This window comes from Streptomyces sp. NPDC088733 (assembly GCF_044751185.1).
In the GTDB taxonomy this organism is placed as follows: Bacteria; Actinomycetota; Actinomycetes; order Streptomycetales; family Streptomycetaceae; genus Actinacidiphila.
In genome coordinates this window covers 43,097-63,999 of record NZ_JBIVLH010000036.1, presented here as the reverse complement: position 1 = coordinate 63,999, position 20,903 = coordinate 43,097, and the positions used below count along the sequence as shown (strand labels likewise).

At 71.6% G+C, this 20,903-nt stretch carries 20 protein-coding genes; 8 read left to right on the top strand and 12 right to left on the bottom strand.

What is annotated here, in order from left to right; all coding sequences use genetic code 11:
• Positions 1–32 precede the first annotated feature (32 nt).
• Positions 33–1,610 carry an FAD-binding oxidoreductase gene (locus ACIP64_RS38365; RefSeq protein ID WP_401596631.1) on the bottom strand — a complete coding sequence of 526 codons (1,578 nt, stop codon included), beginning with the start codon at positions 1,608–1,610 and terminating at the stop codon, positions 33–35.
• Between the two features lie 109 nt (positions 1,611–1,719).
• Positions 1,720–1,872 (bottom strand): hypothetical protein, encoded by a 153-nt coding sequence (locus tag ACIP64_RS38360; RefSeq protein ID WP_401596628.1) that lies wholly within the window; start codon positions 1,870–1,872, stop codon positions 1,720–1,722.
• 107 nt (positions 1,873–1,979) lie between these two features.
• Here ACIP64_RS38360 and ACIP64_RS38355 point away from each other — a divergent pair, with 107 nt between their 5' ends.
• The gene (locus tag ACIP64_RS38355) at positions 1,980–2,834 is read left to right on the top strand and encodes a hypothetical protein (RefSeq protein WP_401596625.1); all 855 of its coding nucleotides are present in this window, start codon (positions 1,980–1,982) and stop codon (positions 2,832–2,834) included.
• Between the two features lie 80 nt (positions 2,835–2,914).
• Positions 2,915–3,097, top strand: a complete 183-nt coding sequence (locus ACIP64_RS38350) for a hypothetical protein (protein WP_360910379.1) — start codon at positions 2,915–2,917, stop codon at positions 3,095–3,097.
• Here ACIP64_RS38350 and ACIP64_RS38345 read toward each other — a convergent pair.
• On the bottom strand, positions 3,094–3,453 hold the full coding sequence (locus ACIP64_RS38345) for a metal-sensitive transcriptional regulator (RefSeq protein ID WP_401596622.1): 360 nt from the start codon (positions 3,451–3,453) through the stop codon (positions 3,094–3,096). The genes ACIP64_RS38350 and ACIP64_RS38345 overlap by 4 nt on opposite strands.
• Positions 3,454–3,651: 198 nt before the next feature.
• On the opposite strand from ACIP64_RS38345, the gene ACIP64_RS38340 reads away from it, so the two are divergent.
• Entirely contained in the window at positions 3,652–4,272 is a 621-nt protein-coding gene (locus ACIP64_RS38340) for a DUF47 family protein (protein WP_360909989.1), read from the top strand.
• Between the two features lie 5 nt (positions 4,273–4,277).
• The gene (locus tag ACIP64_RS38335; RefSeq protein WP_401596620.1) at positions 4,278–5,276 is read left to right on the top strand and encodes an anion permease; all 999 of its coding nucleotides are present in this window, start codon (positions 4,278–4,280) and stop codon (positions 5,274–5,276) included.
• 125 nt (positions 5,277–5,401) lie between these two features.
• On the opposite strand, the gene pstB is transcribed toward ACIP64_RS38335, so the two are convergent.
• The 9 genes from pstB to ACIP64_RS38290 form a co-directional block, all read right to left on the bottom strand.
• The gene (gene pstB, locus ACIP64_RS38330; RefSeq protein WP_401596618.1) at positions 5,402–6,178 is read right to left on the bottom strand and encodes a phosphate ABC transporter ATP-binding protein PstB; all 777 of its coding nucleotides are present in this window, start codon (positions 6,176–6,178) and stop codon (positions 5,402–5,404) included.
• Between the two features lie 45 nt (positions 6,179–6,223).
• Positions 6,224–7,297, bottom strand: coding sequence for a phosphate ABC transporter permease PstA (gene pstA, locus ACIP64_RS38325; protein WP_401596615.1), 1,074 nt, complete (start codon positions 7,295–7,297; stop codon positions 6,224–6,226).
• The gene (gene pstC, locus ACIP64_RS38320; protein WP_401596612.1) at positions 7,294–8,283 is read right to left on the bottom strand and encodes a phosphate ABC transporter permease subunit PstC; all 990 of its coding nucleotides are present in this window, start codon (positions 8,281–8,283) and stop codon (positions 7,294–7,296) included. Before pstC ends, pstA begins: the two co-directional genes overlap by 4 nt.
• 105 nt (positions 8,284–8,388) lie before the next feature.
• Complete coding sequence (gene pstS / locus ACIP64_RS38315) at positions 8,389–9,540, bottom strand: phosphate ABC transporter substrate-binding protein PstS (protein WP_401596610.1); 1,152 nt, start codon at positions 9,538–9,540, stop codon at positions 8,389–8,391.
• Between the two features lie 204 nt (positions 9,541–9,744).
• The gene (locus tag ACIP64_RS38310) at positions 9,745–10,170 is read right to left on the bottom strand and encodes an NUDIX hydrolase (RefSeq protein ID WP_401596608.1); all 426 of its coding nucleotides are present in this window, start codon (positions 10,168–10,170) and stop codon (positions 9,745–9,747) included.
• A gap of 47 nt (positions 10,171–10,217) precedes the next feature.
• Positions 10,218–11,489, bottom strand: coding sequence for a CHAD domain-containing protein (locus ACIP64_RS38305; protein WP_401596605.1), 1,272 nt, complete (start codon positions 11,487–11,489; stop codon positions 10,218–10,220).
• The gene (locus ACIP64_RS38300; RefSeq protein ID WP_401596603.1) at positions 11,470–13,770 is read right to left on the bottom strand and encodes an RNA degradosome polyphosphate kinase; all 2,301 of its coding nucleotides are present in this window, start codon (positions 13,768–13,770) and stop codon (positions 11,470–11,472) included. The genes ACIP64_RS38305 and ACIP64_RS38300 overlap by 20 nt, the downstream gene beginning before the upstream one ends.
• A gap of 350 nt (positions 13,771–14,120) precedes the next feature.
• Positions 14,121–15,074 carry a mycothiol synthase gene (gene mshD / locus ACIP64_RS38295; protein WP_401596600.1) on the bottom strand — a complete coding sequence of 318 codons (954 nt, stop codon included), beginning with the start codon at positions 15,072–15,074 and terminating at the stop codon, positions 14,121–14,123.
• The gene (locus ACIP64_RS38290; RefSeq protein ID WP_401596598.1) at positions 15,071–16,303 is read right to left on the bottom strand and encodes an MFS transporter; all 1,233 of its coding nucleotides are present in this window, start codon (positions 16,301–16,303) and stop codon (positions 15,071–15,073) included. The genes mshD and ACIP64_RS38290 overlap by 4 nt, the downstream gene beginning before the upstream one ends.
• A 193-nt stretch (positions 16,304–16,496) precedes the next feature.
• Between ACIP64_RS38290 and ACIP64_RS38285 the strand changes: the two genes are divergently transcribed.
• The 4 genes from ACIP64_RS38285 to ACIP64_RS38270 all read left to right on the top strand — a co-directional run bounded on the left by ACIP64_RS38285 (position 16,497) and on the right by ACIP64_RS38270 (position 20,897).
• Positions 16,497–18,290 carry a bifunctional metallophosphatase/5'-nucleotidase gene (locus tag ACIP64_RS38285; RefSeq protein WP_401596596.1) on the top strand — a complete coding sequence of 598 codons (1,794 nt, stop codon included), beginning with the start codon at positions 16,497–16,499 and terminating at the stop codon, positions 18,288–18,290.
• Between the two features lie 183 nt (positions 18,291–18,473).
• On the top strand, positions 18,474–18,767 hold the full coding sequence (locus ACIP64_RS38280; RefSeq protein ID WP_401596594.1) for a hypothetical protein: 294 nt from the start codon (positions 18,474–18,476) through the stop codon (positions 18,765–18,767).
• A complete protein-coding gene (locus tag ACIP64_RS38275) occupies positions 18,767–19,954 on the top strand; it encodes a glutathionylspermidine synthase family protein (RefSeq protein ID WP_401596591.1) in 1,188 nt (395 codons plus the stop codon). Before ACIP64_RS38280 ends, ACIP64_RS38275 begins: the two co-directional genes overlap by 1 nt.
• Positions 19,955–19,970: 16 nt before the next feature.
• Positions 19,971–20,897: a RimK family alpha-L-glutamate ligase gene (locus tag ACIP64_RS38270; RefSeq protein WP_401596589.1), complete on the top strand. Its 927-nt coding sequence runs from the start codon at positions 19,971–19,973 to the stop codon at positions 20,895–20,897.
• Positions 20,898–20,903 lie beyond the last annotated feature (6 nt).

Here is a 20,903-nt window from a genome sequence, read left to right as displayed (position 1 = left end):
ACGGGTTTCCCCGCGCCGGGCGGGCGCGAGCGCTACAGGGCCTGCTGGAAGGCGAACAGCCGCGTGGGGTCGTAGCGGGTCTTCAGCCGGGTGAGCTTGTCGGCGGCGGAGCCGTAGTAGGCGGTGCGCCAGTCGGCCAGCGTGGGGTCGGTGTAGTTCTGGTAGGCCGCGCCCGAGGCGTACCGGCGCATCGCGCTGTGCAGGCCGTCGAGCCACTGGGTGGTGCCGGGGGTCTCGATGTACTGCGCGAGGAAGCGCGAGCGGCGGTGCACGAAGGCCGTGGCGGTCGGGGAGACCCGGTTGACGGCGCCGCCGAGCGCCGTGAGCGAGACGCTGCCGGCGCCCGAGCGCAGCGCGCCGACCTGGGAGAGCAGCGTCTGGATGCCGGCCTCCGTCAGGGAGCGGTCGTAGAAGTCCGAGCGCGCGGTGTACGTCTCGCGGCCGAGGCGGCCGGAGGGGCTGCGGCCCGGGGTCGTCCCGGGCAGATGGCACTGGGCGGTGCTCAGGTCCGAGCAGCCCGCGTACGCGAGCGTCGCGTCGAGGTAGGGCCGCGGGTGGAGGGAGACGCTGCTCGCGGGGGCGCCGACGCTGTCGGCGAGCCGGTCGACGGCGTTGGCGAGCTCCGTGCGGGAGGTGATACCGACGGTGGCGATGCTGATCTTCGGGGAGCCGGAGCCGGACTTGTCCAGGTGCAGCGCGGACCAGATCTGGTCGGGCTGCGTGGGGCCCCACTCCTGCCAGGCGCGGATGACCGCGGCGGCCTTGCTCCACGACCAGGTCAGGTAGCCGGTGACGACCTGGGGTGCGGCCTGGGTGGTGAACGTCAGGTTCGTGACGACGCCGAACTGGCCGCCGCCCGCGCCGCGCAGGGCCCAGAAGAGTTCGGGGTTCTCGTCGGCGCTGCAGCGCAGCACCCGTCCGCCCGCGGTGACGATCTCCGCGGAGGTGAGGCTGTCGCAGGTCAGACCGTAGGCCCGGCTGATGACGCCGTGGCCGCCGCCGAGGGTGAGGCCGGAGATGCCGACCGTCGGGCAGGAGCCGGCGGGCAGGGTGCGGCCCGCGGCGCCGAGCTTGGTGTAGACGTCGATCAGCTTGGCGCCGGCGCCGATGGTGGCGGACGAGCCGGAGCGGGTGATCTTCGCGAGGGACGAGACGTCCAGGACGAGCCTGCCCTTGCCGCCCGAGTAGCCGGCGTAGGAGTGGCCGCCGTTGCGGATCGAGACGGGGACGCCCGTGCGGCGGGCGAAGTCCAGGCACTCCCGGATGTCCTCGGTGCCGGCGACGTAGGCGACCGCGGCGGGGCGCTGCCCGTCGAAGCGCGTGTTGTACAGCAGCCGGGCGGTGGCGTAGTCGGCGTCGTCGGGGCGGACGAGCCGGCCGTCGAGGGAGTGCGCGAGCGCTTTCCAGTCCGGCGGGACGGTCGCTGCGGCGCTGGTGGCGGCGGGCGGTCCGCTCGCGGCGGTGGGCGTTCCCGTCCCCGTGGACGCGGCACTGGGTATTCGGCTGCCGGCGGCCGCCGGGTGGCCGGATCCTGCGGGATCGCAGGCCGCGCTCAGCCAGGTCGCGGCGGTGATGCCGGCGCCCCCGCGGATGAGTGCTCGTCGGTTCAACGTGGGCGCCCTCTCGCTTCGGAACCCTTGTGGTTCCTCCTGACATGACGGCGGCGGGTGCATGTCGGTTGCGAGGCGTACGACACACCGGCGGGGAGAGCGCCGGCGCTCAGGACCCGGCGTGCTCGGCGGCGTCGCGCCGGGCGCGTTCGCGGGCTCTGCGGGAGGGGCCGCGCCATCCGCACGTGCAGGTGGCGAAGGAGAAGGCGCCCTTCTCCTTGGTCGTCGCACGGTGCGCTGGAGGGGGTTCGCTGGGGGGCACGGATCAAAGCTACCGGCCGTGACGCGGTGCCCTGACCCTCGTTATGCCGCTTGGCGAGTGAGCCGAAGGGGTCCTGGACGGCGGCACGGTGCAGGGGGTAGGCGCAGATGGGTCAGGTCAGCAGGGCGACCGCCGCGGCCGTGGGACTCGGGATGTGCGCGGCAGCACTCACGGGATGCTCCGGCAGCGGCGAGGCCGTGGAGGTGGGCGGCGCGCCCCGGGACACGGACCGGGCGCTGCGGCAGGCGGCCGACGCACTGGTCCGGGCCGGCAGCTCGAAGGTCCGTACGACGATGGAGACCGCCAGCGGCGGCACCAAGGTGACCATCACCGGCACCGGGAGCTTCGACTACGCCGCGCGGCACGGCAGCCTGCGGCTCGTCCTGCCGCCGGATGCCGCGGGCGACGCGGAGCACGCGCCGGTCACGGAGCTGCTGACCCCCGGGGCCCTCTACATGAAGAACCGGGGCGAGGGCGTGCCCGCCGACAAGTGGGTGTGGGTGGACACCACGCGGCTGCCGGACGGCAACCTCGTCACCGGCGGCGCCACCGATCCGCTGGTCGCCGCGGAGTTGCTGCGCGGCGCGCGCGAGGTGCGCATGGTGGGCCTGGAGACGCTGGACGGCACGCGGGTGCGGCACTACCGGGGGGTGACCGACATCGTGCGGGCCGCCGACGCCGCCTCGGCGCAGGCCCGCGGCGCGCTGCGGGCGGCGGCGGGCGGCTTCTCCGTGACGCGGGTCCCCTTCGACGCCTACCTGGACGACGCCGGGGTGCTGCGCAAGGTCCGGCAGCGCTTCACCTTCGCCAATCCCGGGGTCGCGGGCGGCCAGAGCGCCCCGGCCGCGGTCACGGTGGTCTCGACCACCGCGCTGTACGCTTTCGGGGCGCCGGTGCGGGTAGTGCTGCCGCGCGCGACCGACATCTACACCGGAAAGATCGTTTCTGCGGCCGGCTCCTAGAACCTTGTGAAAATGGTCCGTCCGTGTCATGCACGGACCGTGCACCGGTCCCTACGCTGGGCGGGGAGGAGGTGGTGCACGTGGCGATGTGGCTCCTGGACCAGGACGATCAGGTCCACGTGGCCCTCGCGGAGATCGAGTTGTGCTGCGAGCTCATGATCGCCGCCTCGGCGACCGCCGAGGAACGGCTGAGCCCGGAGCGCATCGACGAGGTGCTCGCGGTGGAACCACGCGTTCCCGCGCAGGGCCGTCGGCTCGGCTAGCTCCGCAGCAGCCGGGCTATGGCGGCGGTGGCCTCGGCGACCTTGTCGTCCGCTTCGGGGCCACCCTTCGCGGCGGCGTCGGCGACGCAGTGCCGCAGGTGCTCCTCCAGCAGTTGCAGGGCGAAGGACTGCAGGGCCTTTGTGCCGGCGGACACCTGGGTAAGGATGTCGATGCAGTACACGTCCTGCTCGACCATCCGCTGGAGGCCCCGGATCTGCCCCTCGATACGGCGCAGCCGCTTCAGGTGCTGGTCCCTCTGTTCGGCGTACCCGTGCTGGTGCGCCGGATGCTCCGCGGCACCGGCGGTCCCCGCCTCTTCGTGCGGAGCCGTGTCGCCGGCCTCGGTGACCGTCATGGCGTCCCTCCTGCCCCCGATATACCCCTGCCGGGTATATCGTACCGAATTCGCCTCATTGTGCGAGCGTGCACCGGGAGGAGCCCCGATGGGGACCGTTTGCGACCATGAGCGACACTGTAAGACGCCGGTTAGCCCTGGCCGTGCGATGCGCCTAGCATCAATGCGACCGAAACCGATGTATTCCGAGGACTTCACGTGCGCTTTCGTCTGACCCCAAGGGAGACGAGCTTCTACGACATGTTCGCCGCGTCCGCGGACAACATCGTCACAGGGTCGAAGCTCCTGATGGAACTCCTCGGCGCCGACTCCGCCACGCGCGCGGAGATCGCCGAGCGGATGCGGGCGGCGGAGCACGCGGGGGACGACGCGACCCACGCGATCTTCCACCAGCTGAACTCCTCCTTCATCACGCCCTTCGACCGCGAGGACATCTACTCCCTCGCGTCCTCCCTCGACGACATCATGGACTTCATGGAGGAGGCCGTCGACCTGGTGGTCCTCTACCAGATCGAGGAGCTGCCCCGCGGGGTCGAGCAGCAGATCGAGGTGCTGGCCCGGGCCGCCGAGCTGACCGCCGAGGCGATGCCGCACCTGCGCACGATGGACAACCTCACCGAGTACTGGATCGAGGTCAACCGCCTGGAGAACCAGGCCGACCAGATCCACCGCAAGCTGCTGGCCCACCTCTTCAACGGCAAGTACGACGCGATCGAGGTGCTCAAGCTCAAGCAGATCGTGGACGTCCTGGAAGAGGCGGCGGACGCCTTCGAGCACGTGGCCAACACCGTGGAGACCATCGCGGTCAAGGAGTCCTGAACCAGGTGGAGACCTTCTCTCTGGTCGTGACCATCGGCGTCGCGCTCTTCTTCACGTACACCAACGGCTTCCACGACTCGGCGAACGCCATCGCCACCTCGGTGTCCACCCGGGCGCTGACCCCGCGGGCCGCGCTGGTCATGGCCGCCGTGATGAACCTCGCCGGCGCCTTCCTCGGCACCGGGGTCGCCGAGACCGTCAGCAAAGGCATCATCGAGACCCCGTCCGGCGACTCGGGGATGGGCATCCTCTTCGCCGGGCTGGTCGGCGCCATCGTCTGGAACCTGGTCACCTGGTACTACGGCCTGCCCTCGTCGAGCACCCACGCGCTCTTCGGCGGCCTGGTCGGCGCGGCGCTCGCAGGCGGCACGGGGGTCATCTGGTCCGGCGTGGTCGACAAGGTCGTCCTGCCGATGTTCCTGTCGCCGGTCATCGGCCTGATCGTCGGCTACCTGTTCATGCTGGCCATCATGTGGATCTTCCGGAAGGCCAACCCCAACAAGGCCAAGCGCGGCTTCCGGATCGCGCAGACCGTGTCGGCGGCGGGCATGGCACTCGGCCACGGACTCCAGGACGCGCAGAAGACCATGGGCGTGGTGGTGCTCGCCCTGACCATCGCCGACGTGCAGAAGCAGGGCGACGGCATCCCGGTCTGGGTGAAGATCGTCTGCGCCCTCATGCTGTCGCTCGGCACGTACGCGGGCGGCTGGCGCATCATGCGGACCCTGGGCCGCAAGATCATCGAACTGGACCCGCCGCAGGGCTTCGCCGCGGAGACCACGGCGGCGTCGATCCTCTACACCACGGCCTACATCTTCAAGGCGCCGATCTCCACGACCCATGTCATCACCTCCGCCATCATGGGCGTCGGTGCGACGAAGCGGCTCAACGCGGTCCGCTGGGGCGTCGCCAAGAACATCGTCGCCGGCTGGTTCATCACCATGCCGGCCGCGGCACTGGTGGCCGCGGCCACCTACGGCGTCGTGCACTTCGCCTTCGCCTGAGCCCCCTTCCGCTCCGTCCCGCGCACGCAACAAGGGCCCGCCCCCCGGAGGGAGCGGGCCCTTCGCCTTGCGGTGGCACCGCCATGCAGCACCGCAGGACGGTTCTCGGGCTTCGGCCGGTCGGCTCAGCCGAAGCGGCCGGAGATGTAGTCCTCGGTCGCCTGGACGGAGGGGTTGGAGAAGATGCGCTCGGTGTCGTCGATCTCGATGAGCTTGCCGGGCTGGCCGACCGCCGACAGGTTGAAGAAGGCGGTGCGGTCCGAGACGCGCGCGGCCTGCTGCATGTTGTGGGTGACGATGACGATGGTGAAGCGCTCCTTGAGCTCACCGATCAGGTCCTCGATGGCGAGGGTGGAGATCGGGTCGAGCGCGGAGCACGGCTCGTCCATCAGCAGCACCTCGGGCTCGACCGCGATGGCGCGGGCGATGCACAGACGCTGCTGCTGACCGCCGGAGAGGCCGGAACCCGGCTTGTTCAGGCGGTCCTTGACCTCGTTCCACAGGTTGGCGCCGCGCAGGGACTTCTCGACGATGGTGTCGAGGTCGCCCTTGCGCTTGACGCCGTTGAGCTTGAGGCCCGCCGCGACGTTGTCGTAGACGGACATCGTCGGGAAGGGGTTCGGGCGCTGGAAGACCATGCCGACCGTGCGGCGCACGGAGACCGGGTCCACGCCCGCGCCGTACAGGTTCTCGTCGTCCAGCAGCACCTTGCCCTCGACGCGGCCACCGGGGGTGACCTCGTGCATGCGGTTCAGGGTGCGCAGGAAGGTGGACTTGCCGCAGCCGGAGGGGCCGATGAAGGCCGTCACCGTGCGCGGCTCGATGTTCATCGAGATGTCGTCGATCGCCTTGAATCCGCCGTAGTAGGCGGAGAGGCCGCTGACGTCGATTCGCTTGGCCATGGTGGTGTTGCTCTCAATCCTTGGAAGTCGCTGATGTAGGCCGCGTCAGCGACCGGTCTTCGGGGCCTTCCAGCGGGCGATGCCGCGGGCCACGATGTTCAGGATCATGATGAAGGCGATCAGCACGAGTGCCGCCGCCCACGCCCGGTCGTAGCTGGGCTCGTTGCCGTTCTGGTACTGCTGGAAGATGTAGAACGGGAGCGAGGCCTGCGGGCCGTTGAACGGGTCGTTGTTGATCAGGTTGTTGCCGAAGACCAACAGGGCGATGGGGGCGCTCTCACCGGCGATACGGGCGACGGCGAGCATGACGCCCGTCGTGATGCCGCCGATCGCGGTGGGGACGACCACCTTCACAATGGTGCGCCACTTCGGCACACCGAGGGCGAGGGACGCCTCGCGCAGCTCGTTCGGGACGAGCTTGAGCATCTCCTCGGTGGACCGGACGACGACGGGCATCATCAGGATGGCGAGCGCCATGGAGCCGGCGAAGCCCGAGGGACCGAAGCCCAGCAGCAGGTTCCAGGTCGAGAGGATGAACAGACCGGCGACGATCGACGGGATACCCGTCATGACGTCGACGAAGAAGGTGACGGCCGTGGCCAGGCGGCCCTTGCCGTACTCCACCAGGTAGATCGCGGTCAGCATGCCGATCGGGGCGGCGATGGCGGTGGCGATGCCGACCTGCTCCAGCGTGCCGATGATGGCGTGGTAGACGCCGCCGCCGGTGCCGATGGTGAGCACGCCGTTCATCGAGTGCGACAGGAAGTCGCCGTTGAGGACCTTGATGCCCTTGCTGATCGTGGTGGCGAGCAGCGAGTAGAGCGGCAGTGCGGCCACGATGAACGCGGCCCAGATCATGCTGGTGGCGACGCGGTCCTTGGCCTGGCGGCGGCCTTCGACCTGCGCGGTGATCGCGTAGGTGCCCGCGACGAACAGCACGACGGCGATCAGGCCCCACTGGATCTTGCTGTCCAGGCCGCCGACGACACCGATGAGGATGCCGAGGACCAGGGCGCCCACGGCGATGGCCGCCGGTGCCCAGCGGGGCAGTCGGCGCTGGGCCAGGGCCCGGCGCGGCACGGAGGAGGCCGGCCGCTTGTCCGTTACTGCGTGGCTCATGCGTTGGCCCCCGAGTATTCCTTGCGCCGGGCGATGATCGCGCGGGCGGCGCCGTTGACCAGCAGGGTGATGACGAAGAGCACGAGACCGGAGGCGATCAGGGCGTCGCGGCCGAACTCGTTGGCCTCGCCGAACTTGGCGACGATGTTCTGGGAGAACGTGCCGCCGACCGGGTCGAGGATGTGCGCCGACAGGATCGGGGAGGCGGAGAGCACCGTGGCCACGGCCATGGTCTCGCCGAGCGCGCGGCCGAGGCCGAGCATCGAGGCGCTGATGATGCCGGAGCGCGCGAAGGGCAGCACCGACATCCGGATGGTCTCCCAGCGGGTGGCGCCGAGGGCCAGGGCGGCTTCCTCGTGCATCCGCGGGACCTGGCGGAAGACCTCGCGGCTGACGTTGGTGATGATCGGCAGGATCATGATCGCCAGCAGGATGCCGACGGTGAAGATCGAGCGGGCCGCGCCCTGCGGGTCCTCCTTCTCGAAGATCACCGTCCAGCCGAGGTACTCGCTCAGCCACATGTTCAGCCCGGTCAGGTGCGGCACCAGGAACAGGGCGCCCCACAGGCCGTAGATGATGCTGGGCACGGCGGCGAGCAGGTCGATGATGTACGAGACGGGCGAGGCGAGGCGGCGCGGCGCGTAGTGCGAGATGAACAGCGCGATGCCGACCGCGATCGGGACCGCGATGAGCATCGCGATGATCGAGCTGACGATCGTGCCGTAGGCCAGGACCGCGATGCCGAAGACCGGCGGGGTGGCGCTGGCGTTCCACTCGAAGGTGGTGAGGAAGTTGCCCTGGTCCTTGGAGATCGCGTTGATCGCACGGATCGTGAGGAAGATCGCGATCGCTGCCATGATCACCAGCAGCAGGATGCCGGAGCCACGGGAGAGGCCCGAGAAGATCTTGTCACCAACGCGCGTGACAGTGCCCCCGGCCTTCTTGGCTGCCGGTGGCGGAGTAGGGGTCTGTGCAGTTATGGCCATCGGTTTTTTCTCCGGTCTGGGTGGGGGATGGCTCCCCCGGCGGCGGTGCACCGGAAGTGCGGACAGGCCCCGCGACCGCGGTCACGGGGCCTGTCCGCGCGGGGATCAGGCGAGGGCGGCCACGGCGGAGCGGACCTTGGTGGCGATCTCGGCGGGCAGCGGCGCGTAGCCGGCGTCCGACAGGATGGCCTGGCCCTCCTCGCTGGCGGTGTAGCCCAGGAAGGACTTCACCAGCGGCAGCGTCTCGGCCTTGTTGCCCTTGTCGCAGGCGATCTCGTAGGTCACCAGGACGATCGGGTAGGCGTTGTCGGCCTTGGTGACGTACGCGTTGCTCATGTCCAGGGACAGGTCGGCACCGGTGCCGACGACCTTTGCCTGCGCGATGCCGGCGGAGGCGTTGGCCGCGCTGGCCTCGACCGGAGCGGAGGCGCCGGTGTTGATCTTGACCGTCTTGATGTCGTTGGCGGTCGCGTAGGAGAGCTCGAAGTAACCGATCGAGCCGTTGACCTGCTTGACCTGGGCGGCGACACCCGAGGACTTGGCGGCGGACTGGCCACCCTTGCCGGCCCACGCCTTGGCGTGGTCGTACGGCCACGCGTCCTTGGCGGCACCGTTGAAGTACTTGGTCAGGTTGTCCGTGGTGCCGGACTCGTCCTGACGGTGGAAGGACTGGATCTTGGTGCTGGGGAGCTTGGCGTCGGGGTTGAGCGCCTTGATCGCCTTGTCGTCCCAGGTGGTGATCTTCGAGTCGAAGATCTTCGCCAGGGTGGGGGCGTCCAGGACCAGGTTGTCCACGCCGGCCAGGTTGTAACCGATGGCGATGGGGCCACCGACCATCGGGATGCTGATGCCCGTGCCGGTCTTGCAGACCTTCTTCGAGCCCTCGATCTCCTCCGGCTTCAGCGGCGAGTCGGAGCCCGCGAAGCTGTCCGTGCCGTTGTTGAAGTCGATGATGCCCTCACCGGAGGAGGACGCCTTGTAGTTGATCTGCGCGCCGTTGCAGGCCTGCATGTAGTTCTTGACCCAGGCGTCCATGGCGTTCTGCTGGGCAGAGGAGCCGGAAGCGAGGAGCTGGCCGCCGTTGTCGGCACACTTGATGCTGCTGGAGGACGACGCCCCGGCGGAGGCGCTGCTGCCGCTGCTGGCCGTGTCGTCGTTGTTGTTGTCCGAGCCGCACGCAGTGAGGACGAGGGCGCCCGAAACCGCGACCGCGCCGACGGCCAGGGCGCGGAGCCCGCTCTTACGCTGAAGCTTCACCTTCGGTGATTCCTTCCTGAAGCCCGCCGGTGGACGGCGAAGCAGAGGTATGGATTTCTGCATCCACCCGGCAGCTGTTCGCTCACCGGTACGGCCGAAATTAGGCAGATCAGATGACACGGCCGAAGGGGCAGGGTGAACGCAAGGTGAACCTCGCATATCAGTGCGGTATGCCCCTGTGACCGGGGACACGTCATAACCCGTCTATTGTCCTTCGGCCGGGTTCCGCAGGAAGGCGTCGACCACCGGGAGATCACGCTCATGAGTGAGGCGGTGACGTGCCGCGACCGGTGGCAGCCAGATCATCCGGTCCACCTCGCGGTTGGGGACGAAGGCACCCGCGCCCGCCTCCGCGGCCCAGTAGCGGACCACCTTGGGGCGCCCGTCCACGGCGTACATCGACGACGGCAGCGGCACCCCGAGCACGCAGTCGAGGCCCGTCTCCTCCTTGACCTCGCGGCGGGCGCCGTCCACCGCCGTCTCGCCGCGCTTGAGCTTGCCCTTGGGGAGCGACCAGTCGTCGTACTTGGGCCGGTGGACGAGCGCGATCTCCAGGCCGCCGTCCACCGGGGAGCGGCGCCACAGGACAGCCCCCGCGGCCAGGATCGGCGTGTCGGCGGTGGCGGTCATGGCGGCGCTCCCTTCGTGTCGCGACGCGGCGCGGACGCGGATCGTGGCTAACGGCTCCACAGGTGGGCGAAGGCGTAGCGGGCGGCCTCGACCTCCAGGCGCTGGTCGGCGTGGAGGACACCCAGCGCGTAGGCCGTCGCCGGGGCGATCCGCGGGGTGCGTGCCGCGGCCGTGACGGCCGCCGCCGCGTCCGCGGCCTCGCGGTGCTGCTCCAGCACCCGGGCCGCCGCGGCGAACCGGGCGGTGGGGTCCGTGTCGTCGTACGGCAGGACCTCCTGCGCGTAGCGGCGCAGCCGCAGCAGCACACGGACCCGGTTCCACGGCGCGTCCTGACGCTCGGACACCTGCTCGGTGGCCAGGGCGCCGTAGAGCGCGTCGGCGTTGTACGGGTGCCGGGCGCGGGCCAGCGCGAGATCCGCGGCGGCCTCGTTCAGCCGGGTGTGCGCCTGCTCGGCCAGCAACGGCAGTACGGCCTCGGCGGGTTCGTGCGCCGCGGAGGTCAGCGGCACCTCGGAGGCGAGCAGCGCCACCGCGTCGACCACGGCGTGGAAGCGGGAGGAACCCACCGCCTGGAGGGCCGCGGAGTGCGCGCGGGTCCGGGCCAGGGTGAGCTGCCGCTCCAGCAGGGCGCCGGCGCGGGCGGCGCCCACGGCCAGCGGGCCCGTGCCGGTCCCGCGTTCGGCGGCGGCGGGGGAGGGCGCGGGGGTGCGCCGCCCGGTCGCGGCGCGGGCCGCACCGGCCAGGGCCTCGGTGCCCTCGACGGCGCGTGCCGGGGTCTCGCGGAGGGCTTCCGCGGTGCCGGCGCCGTTCCTGCGGTCGGCGGGGGCCAGCTCGGCCGCGGTCCCGGGGCGGTTCGCGGCGGGGCCCTCGCCCGGCGCCGGGAGCCACAGCCCCAGATCGTCGTCGGCCTGCCCGGCCGCGCCCGCTCCGGCGGCGTCCTCCGCGGAGGCGAGTCGCTGCAGCGCGGTGATCAGCCGGGTCAGGCGCGCCGCGTACTGGTGCTCGCGGCCCAGGGTGCCCGACAGCCAGCCGAGTTCGGCCCGCAGCGGCTCCGCCCAGGCCGGGTCGGTCAGCGACCCGTACGTGTGCAGCGCACCGGCGATGCGGCGCGCGGAGCGGCGCATGAGCCGGCCCGCCTCGGCGCTGTCGTCCTGAGGGCGGCCGGGCTCGCCCTCGCGTGCGGTCAGGGCGCGCAGGAAGCCGGTGGCCTGGTCGCGCAAGTACTGTTCGAGCACGGTGCCGGCGTCACGGCCGGGGAGCCCGTCGGCGGTGAGGCCGACGGGCGTCTCTGCCGCCGTGTCAGGGTGTCGCTGGGCCACGCCGGCGCCTCCGCGCGTCGATGAGCATCTCCTGGATATGGGGCAGCGGACGCCCTTCGGCGTCGGTGCTGTGCCGGGTCCACTCCCCGTCGGGGCCGAGCCACCAGGACGAGGTCTCGTCCGATGTGCCGGTCTCCAGCAAGCGGTTCAGGGAGGCGCAGTGCGCGGCGTCGGAGACCCGGACCAGCGCCTCGATCCGGCGGTCGAGGTTGCGGTGCATCATGTCGGCGCTGCCGAGCCACACCTGCGGGTCGCCGCCGTTGGCGAAGATGAAGACCCGGGAGTGTTCGAGGAAGCGGCCGAGCACGCTGCGCACGCGGATGTTCTCCGACAGGCCCGGGACGCCGGGGCGCACCGCACAGATGCCGCGCACCCAGATGTCGACGGGCACGCCCGCCATGGAGGCCTGGTAGAGGGCGTCGATGACCGCCTCGTCGACGATCGAGTTGACCTTGATGCGGATGTAGGCCGGGCGGCCCTCGCGGTGCTTGGCGATCTCGCCGAGGATGCGCTCTATCAACCCGTCGCGCAGGCTGCGCGGCGCCACCAGCAGCCGGTTGTAGGACTCGCGGCGCGAGTAGCCGGACAGCCGGTTGAACAGGTGGGAGAGGTCCGCGCCGACCTGCGGGTCCGCGGTGAGCAGGCCCAGGTCCTCGTAGAGCCGCGCCGTCTTGGGGTGGTAGTTGCCCGTGCCGACGTGGCTGTAGCGCCGCAGGTTCTCGCCCTCCTGGCGGACCACCAGCGACAGCTTGCAGTGCGTCTTCAGTCCGACCAGGCCGTAGACGACATGGCACCCGGCCTCTTCCAGCTTGCGGGCCCACTTGATGTTGGCCTGCTCGTCGAAGCGCGCCTTGATCTCGACGAGCACCAGCACCTGCTTGCCGGCCTCGGCGGCGTCGATCAGGGCGTCCACGATCGGCGAGTCGCCGGAGGTGCGGTAGAGCGTCTGCTTGATCGCCAGTACGTCGGGGTCCTGGGCGGCCTGCTCCAGGAAGCGCTGCACGGAGGTGGAGAAGGAGTTGTACGGGTGGTGGAGCAGCACGTCGCGCTCGCGCAGTGCCGCGAAGACGTCGGTGGCGTGCGCGGACTCGACCTCCGCCAGGTCCGGGTGGGTGCCGCCGACGAACTTCGGGTACTTCAGCTCCGGCCGGTCCTGGCCCGCGACGGCGAACAGCCCGGTCAGGTCGAGCGGGCCGGGCAGCGGGTAGACCTCCGCATCCGCGATGTTCAGCTCCTGGACCAGGGTGTCCAGCGCCTTGGTGGAGATCGACTCCTCGACCTCCAGGCGGACCGGCGGGCCGAAGCGGCGGCGCAGCAGTTCCTTCTCCAGGGCCTGGAGGAGGTTCTCGGTGTCGTCCTCCTCCACCTCCAGGTCCTCGTTCCGGGTCACCCGGAACATGTGGTGGTCGAGCACCTCCATGCCCGGGAACAGCTCTTCCAGATGCGCGGCGATGACGTCCTCGAGCGGGACGAAGCGCTGCGGGCCGGCCTCCAGGAAGCGGGACAGGATCGGCGGGACCTTGACACGGGCGAAGTGGTCGTGGCCGGACACCGGGTTCCGCACGGTGACGGCCAGGTTCAGGGACAGGCCGGAGATGTACGGGAACGGGTGCGCCGGGTCGACGGCCAGCGGGGTCAGCACCGGGAAGATCTTGTTGCGGAAGAGCGTGAACAGCCGCGCCTGCTCCTGCTCGGTGAGGTCGCTCCACCGGATGATGTGGATGTCCTCCGCGGCCAGTTGCGGGGCCACCTCGTTCTGGAAGCAGGCGGCGTGCCGGGCCATGAGCTCACGGGAGCGGGTCAGGATGTTGTCCAGCACCCGGCTGGGCGACAGGCCGGAGGACGAGCGCTGGGCCACTCCGGTGGTGATGCGGCGCTTCAGGCCGGCGACCCGGACCATGAAGAACTCGTCCAGGTTGCTCGCGAAGATCGCGAGGAAGTTGGCGCGCTCCAGCAGCGGCGTCGCGGGGTCCTCGGCGAGCTCCAGCACGCGCTCGTTGAAGGCCAGCCAGCTCTGCTCGCGGTCCAGGAAGCGGTCCGCGGGAAGCTCGGGGTGCTCCGGCGCGGCCTTCTCCAGGACGGTCCCCACCCCGGCGGCCCTGCCGCCCTCGTCGGACGTCCGCTGCCGGGCGTCCATGCGGGTGATCTCGGGGTGCAGCGGCGGCACCACGTGCGGCCGGCCGTACGCGGGAGAGGCGTCGGACTCGGAGGACGCGTGAGCGGCGCTCTCGGAACCGGACCGGTCGGTCCCCGCGTTGGTGGGGTGTTTCATCGAGGCCATGGATGCGAGCCCTCCTCCGGTTCCGGCACGTCGTTCACGTGGACGGCGGCGCACGGAACCCGACCGCCGGCCATGCCCCCATTGTCCCCGGACCTGGCGCATACCGGCAGGTCGGGGAGGGTACGGGAGCGTGCGGCGGGCGGCTGCATTCAGTGATGCTTGCAAGCGAGTCTGAATCACCGGTAACGGTCAGGTGGCGGTAAGGGAAGCGCCGTCCGTACCGGCCGTGACCGGGTCATCGTTCCCGAGGGGTGCCCGGGGGCCCGGCGGGGAGCCGGACCGCCGCCCCTCCCGTCCCGCCGGCACGGGGCGGAGGCCCGCCCCTTCGCCCCGCTTTGTCCTCCGCCCGTTCAGCTCTCCGTGCGGTACATCAGGTCGACCTCGTGGGTGGTGAAGCCGAGGCGCTCGTAGACGGCGACGGCGGGCGCGTTGTCGGCGTCCACGTAGAGCATCGCGGTGGGCAGCGCGCGGTCCCGCGCGAGGTGGCGGAGCCCGATCAGGGTGAGGGCGCGGCCGAGGCCCCCGCCCTGCTCGTCGGGGTGGATGCCGAGGACGTAGACCTCGCCCAGGCCCTGCTGGGCGTGGACCTTGGTCCAGTGGAAGCCGGCGAGCCGGTCGCCGCGGAAGGCCAGGAAGAAACCGGCGGGGTCGAACCAGGGCTCGGCCTTGCGGTCGTCGAGGTCGCGCTGGGTCAGGCTGCCCTGTTCGGGGTGGTGGGCGAAGGCCGCGGCGTTGACCGCGAGCCACGCGGCGTCGTCCTGGCCGGGGACGAAGGGGCGCACCGTGACGCCCTCCGGCAGCACCGGCTCGGCCAGCGGCGGGCCGTCCGCGCCCTCCGCGGCGCCGTCCAGCGGGCGGCGCATCTGGCGCAGCTCGCGGAAGAGGGAGAGGCCGAGCAGCCCGGCCAGGTGCCGCGCGGCGGGGTGGCCGCCGTGCGCCCACACCCGCAGCCGCTTGCCGGAGGCGGCGAGCAGCGCGTGCCCGAGGGCGCGGCCGTGGCCGCGGAGCCGGTGGTCGGGGTGGATGACCATCTCGGCGGCGGGGGCCTCGACGGGGTCGGTGTCCTCCAACTGCGCGTAGCCGACCAGGGTGCCGTCGGCCTCGACCAGCAGGTGGCGGACGCCCTCGCGGGCACCGCCGCGCAGATGGATGCGGCCCTGCTCGGAGACCGCGGCCTGGCCGTCGGACTCCGTCGCGTCCTCGATCAGCGCCAGTACCGCGTCGGCCGTCTGCGGTGTCAACTCGGTCACCGTGTCGATCCGGCGGGGGCCCACCGCGGTCTGCTGCGCTGCTGCGTCGGTCATGGAACTGAGCTTACGACCGCTCGCCGCCGCGGGGACTCCACCGGGACGACCATCGCCGCGCCGCACGCCACGGCCGCGGCGGCGGCCAGGGCGGGCCAGTAGCCGGTGGCGGAGATCACGGCCGCGCTGAGCGGCGGGACGACGGCGGCGGTGAGGTTCTGGCCGGTGTTGTGGACGCCGAGGGCGCGGCCCGACCAGGCCGGTCCGGCGCGTTCCGCGGTGGCGGTGAAGGACAGGCCGTTGGTGCTGGCCGTGATGCCGACCGCCAGCACCAGCGCGACGGCGGTCAGGGGCGAGGGGAAGGCCGCGGTGAACGCGGCGGCGGCGACCACGGCCGCGGTGACCACGGCCAGTTGCCGCATCGGGCGCAGCCGGCTGCCGGCCCGGTCCGACCAGCGGCCCGCGGCGATGCGGGTGGCCGCGCCCAGCACCTGCGCCGCGGCTATCAGCCGGCCCGCGTCCACCGCGGACCAGCCGCGGGTGTCGACGAGCAGGACGAGCGCGAACGCGCCCGCCGTGAACTGCGGTACGACCAGCAGGGCGCCGGCGCCGTGGATCCGCCACAGCACTGATGAGCCGCGGTAGGGGTTGGCGGCGGGTTCCGCCGCCGTGCCGGTCCCCTCGGGGCGCGCCGGGTCGGCGGCCAGGACGGCGACGGCCGCGGCGATGAGCGCGCACACCGCGGCCAGGAAGCCGAAGGCGCCGCCGATGCCGTGCGCGGCGGCGAGGGGCGGCATGGTCAGCGCGGCCACGCCCATGCCGAGCGGGGTGGAGGTCTGCCGGATGCCCATGGCCAGGCCGCGTTCCCCGGCGGTGAACCAGCCCATGACCAGGCGCCCGCTCGCGGAGTACACCGAGGCGGCCGCCGCTCCGGCGAGGACGAGCAGCGCCCCGAGCGCGACGGTGCCCCCGCCGGCGGCCGTCACGGCGCAGGTGACTGCCAGCAGCACGCCGGCACCGCCCAGTCCGGTGGCGATGACGACCCGCTCGCCGTGGCGGTCGGCGAGCGCTCCCCAGGCGACGAGGGCGGCCACCAGGCCTACGGTGGGACAGGCGATGAGCAGGCCGACGCGGGGCAGCGACAGATGCCCGGAGTCGCGCAGCGCGGCGGCCAGATAGGGGATTCCGTAGACGAAAGCGCAGGCGGCGGTCTGTGCCGCGGTGCCCAGGGCCAGCATCAGCCAGCGGCGGCGCATGGCGTGCACCTCCTCGGTCGGTGGTGCGCGCAACTATGCTCTTCGACTGAATGGTGAGACAGATGCTTTCGACATGTGAGACGACGTTGCCTGCCGCGCGGCATGTCCCGGACAGTGGCAATCTCCTCGTAACCGCAAAGCCACTGACAACTACGCGCGTTGACCCTAGGCTGCGGCAGGTTCCCCCCTCTCTTTACCTTTCGCTTACGTCTAAGGGGACTCACCCATGTCTGCGAACCATCCCCGGCGCTTCGCCGCCCGCAAGGCAGCAGCCGCGGCCACGGGCCTGGCGGCGATCGGCGCGCTCGCCATCGCGATGCCGTCGGCCCAGGCCCACGAATCCCGGCACAGTGCGGAGCGCGACCGCACCGTGGACCTCCAGATGCTGGCCATCAACGACTTCCACGGCAACCTGGAGCCCCCGGCCGGCTCCTCCGGCCGGGTCACCGAACTCCAGGCGGACGGCACCACCAAGACCATCGACGCCGGAGGCGTGGAGTACCTGGCCTCCAGCCTGCGCAGCGCCCGAGTGGGCCACAAGCGCACCGTGACCGTCGCGGCCGGTGACATCGTCGGCGCCAGCCCGCTGCTGTCGGGCCTGTTCCACGACGAGCCGACCGTCGAGGCCATGAACAAGCTGGGCCTGGACGTCACGGGCGTGGGCAACCACGAGTTCGACGAGGGCAAGGACGAGCTGCTCCGCCTGCAGAAGGGCGGCTGCCACCCGAAGGACGGCTGCTACGAGAAGGGCCGCAAGTTCAAGGGCGCCGACTACCCGATCCTGTCGGCGAACGTCGTCAACGAGAAGACCGGCAAGCCGCTGCTCGCGCCGTACACCATCGAGCACATCAAGGGCATCAAGGTCGGCTTCATCGGCGTCACCCTGGAGAGCACGCCGGACATCGTCACCGCCGAGGGCGTCAAGGGCCTGAAGTTCCTCGACGAGGTCGAGACGATCAACAAGTACTCCAAGGAGCTCAAGTCCAAGGGCGTCAACGCGATCGTCGCCCTGGTGCACGAGGGCGGCTTCCCGTCCTCCGGCTCCTACAACTACGACTGCGACGCGGGCGGTGACGGCAAGGGCCTGTCCGGGCCGATCGTCGACATCGCCAGGAACACCTCGGCCGACGTCGACGCGCTGATCACGGGGCACACCCACAACGCGTACGTGTGCACCATCCCCGACCCCAAGGGCAACGACCGCCTGGTCACCAGCGCCGCCTCCTTCGGCCGGCTCTACACCGAGCTGAACATGAAGTTCGACAAGCGCACGGACGACATCGTCCGCGCCTCCGTCGTCGGTTCCAACCACGTCGTGAACCGCACCCAGAACAAGGCCGCGGACCTGACCCAGCTCGTCAGCCACTGGCAGACGCTGGCCGCCCCGGTCGCCAACCGGACCGTCGGCTGGATCTCCCAGGACATCACCCGCAACGGCAGCGAGTCGCCGCTCGGCGACCTCATCGCCGACGCGCAGCTGGCCTACGGCAGGACCCTGGACCCCGGCACCGACCTGGCCCTGATGAACCCCGGCGGCATCCGCACCGACCTGGTCCACAAGGCCTCCGGCTCCGAGGGCGACGGCGTGGTCACCTACGCCGAGGGCTTCGCCGTCCAGCCGTTCAGCAACACGGTCAACCTGAAGGACCTCACCGGCGCCCAGCTGATCACCGTGCTGCAGCAGCAGGTGAGCGGCACCAACGCCGCCGCGCCGAAGATCCTGCAGATCTCCGCCGGCCTCACCTACACGCTGGACCTCACCAAGACCGGCGCCGACCGCGTCGTGGCCGGCTCGGTCAAGCTGGGCGGCGTCCCGATCGACCCGGCGGCCACCTACCGCGTCGCGATGAACAACTTCCTCGCGGGCGGCGGTGACGGCTTCGGCGAGCTGGCGAACGGCACGAACCAGGTCGTCGGCGGCGACGACCTGGCGGCCCTGAACGCCTACCTGACCGCCAACTCCACGGCCTCCGCGCCGCTGGCGGCCCCGGCGGCGAACCGGATCACGATCGTCCAGTAACCGGCACCGCACCGCAGCCGGTTCCCGCGAAGGGGCGGCCGTCCACCGGACGGCCGCCCCTTCTTGCGGGTGACACCGGGCCGGGCCCGGACCGCGCCGGAGGACCGGCATCCCGGCCCTGGCGCGTCGCGCGACGCCGACCCCGGTGGCCCGGGGACCGGCACATCTCCATAACCTGTGCGCATGACGACGACGGAGCGACGGCGGTTCAGGTCGGGGACGGTGATCCTCGGCGGCATGGGCGTGCTCGCCGCGGCACTGGCCGCCTGCGGCTCGGAGCCCGACAAGCGCTGCGTGGACCCGAACACGTACAAGACCCTGCCGGCGTCGCAGTGCCAGGAGGGCGGCAGCGGGCACTACTACTACGGCGGCAGCGTCCGCGGCGGCAAGGCGCGGGGCGGCAGCTTCGACGAGTCGTCCGTGAAGACCGGCGGCTTCGGCGGCCACGGCTCCGGCCACGGCTCCGGCGGCGGCTGATGCGCCGCCGCACCGCCGAACCCCGGCCCGGCTGGCAGCGGATCGTGGAGGACCAGGGCGTCGTCTACCCGCTGACCCGGCACCCGGACGGGACGCTCCGGCCCTACTGGGACGAGAGCGCCTACTACGAGTTCTCGCTGCCCGAGGTCGAGGAACTGGAGGCGGCCGTCGCGGAACTGCACGCCATGTGCCTGGCCGCCGCCGCGCACATCGTCGAGCGGGACCGCTTCGCCGACCTCGGCATCCACGACCCCCGGCTGGCCGCCCGGATCGCCGAGTCCTGGCACCGCAGGAGCGAACTGCCCAGCCTCTACGGGCGCTTCGACCTGCGCCACGACGGCGCCGGAGGCCCGGCCAAGCTGCTGGAGTACAACGCCGACACCCCCACCTCGCTGGTGGAGGCGGCCAGCGCGCAGTGGTTCTGGATGGAGGACCTGTTCCCCGGCGCCGACCAGTGGAACTCCCTGCACGAACGGCTGGTCGCCGCGTGGAAGCGGCAGGCCCCGCTGCTGCCGCCCGGGCCCGTGCACTTCGCGCACTCCGAGGGCGACGAGCTGGGCGAGGACCTGATGACGGTGGCCTACCTGCGCGAGACCGCCGAGCAGGCGGGGCTGGAGACCCGCGCCCTGTCGGTGGAGGCGATCGGCTGGGACGGGCTGTCGCGGCGCTTCGTCGACGACCGGCTCGCGTTCATCCGCAGCTGCTTCAAGCTCTACCCCTGGGAGTGGCTGGCCGACGACCCGTTCGGCGGCCATGTCCTGGACACCCTCGACAACGGCGGCGGCACCGGCAGCACCTGCTGGATCGAGCCCGCCTGGAAGATGCTGCTGTCCAACAAGGCGCTGCTGGCCGTGTTGTGGGAGCTCTACCCCGGCCACCCCAACCTGCTCGCCGCGCACCTCGACGGCCCGCGCGACATGGCCGCCACGACCGGCTGGGTCGCCAAGCCGCTGCTGGGCCGCGAGGGCGCCGGCGTCACCGTGCACGGCGCCGGGGAGCCCGCGGCCGTACGGGACGACGAGCCCTGCTGCTACCAGGAACTGGCCCCGCTGCCCGTCTTCGACGGCAACCATGTCGTGCTGGGCGCCTGGGTCGTGGACGGCGAGCCCGCCGGGCTCGGCATCCGCGAGTCGGCGGGCCCGGTCACGGACGAGTACGCCCGCTTCGTGCCGCATGTCATCAACTGACGGGGACGCTGTGACGGTGGGCGGAGCACCCCGCGCCGACGTGTGGCTGCTGCTCGGGCACGGCGTCGAGGAGAGCCCGGTGGCCGCGCGGCTGCGGGCCGCCCTCGCCGAGGAGTTCGGCCCGCGCTGCGCCGTCGTCCGCACCGCCGACCTGCTGCTCGGCGTCCGTACCGGCCGGCTGACGCTGCACGCCCTCGACGGCACGCCCGTCGCGGCCCCCCGGGTCGTCCTGGCCCGCATGATGTCCCCGGGCCTGGGCGCCGACCGCGAGATCACGCTGCTGCGCCACCTGGAGGCCCTGGGCGCGGTCCTGGTCAACCCCATCGATGCCGTCATGGCCTGCGTCAACAAGGTCTGGCAGCTCCAGCAACTCGCCCTCGCCGGGCTGCCGGTGCCGGACACGCTCAGCTACGCCGACGCCCCGCTGGACGCGGTGCTCGACGCCCCGGGCATGGTGCCGGAACCGTGCGTGGTCAAGGCGGTGCGCGGGCACCGCGGACGGCGGGTCTTCCTTGCCCCGGACACCGCGATGCTGCGGGACGTCCAGGGCAGCCTGCGCCACGAGACGCCGTACCTCTTCCAGGAGTACGTCGCCCACTCGCACGGCCGCGACCTGCGCGTGGTGGTCGTCGACGGGCGGGCCGTGGCCGCCCAGACCCGTACCGGCGACGGCACCGGTCTCACGTCCAACCTCGCCCGGGGCGGCACCGCGACGCAAGTCCTCGGCCGCCATCCCCGGGCCGAGGCGCTGGCCGTGCGCGCCGCCGAGGTGCTCGGGCTCGCCGTCGCCGGGGTCGACCTGCTCTTCCTGCCGGACGGGGACTTCGTGCTGTGCGAGGTGAACGCCAACGTGGGCTGGACGGAGGCGATGGCGGAGGTGGCGCCGGCCGTCACCGCCGCCTGCGCCGCGCGGCTGGCGCACGGGACGCCGAGCACAGGGTGACGCCCC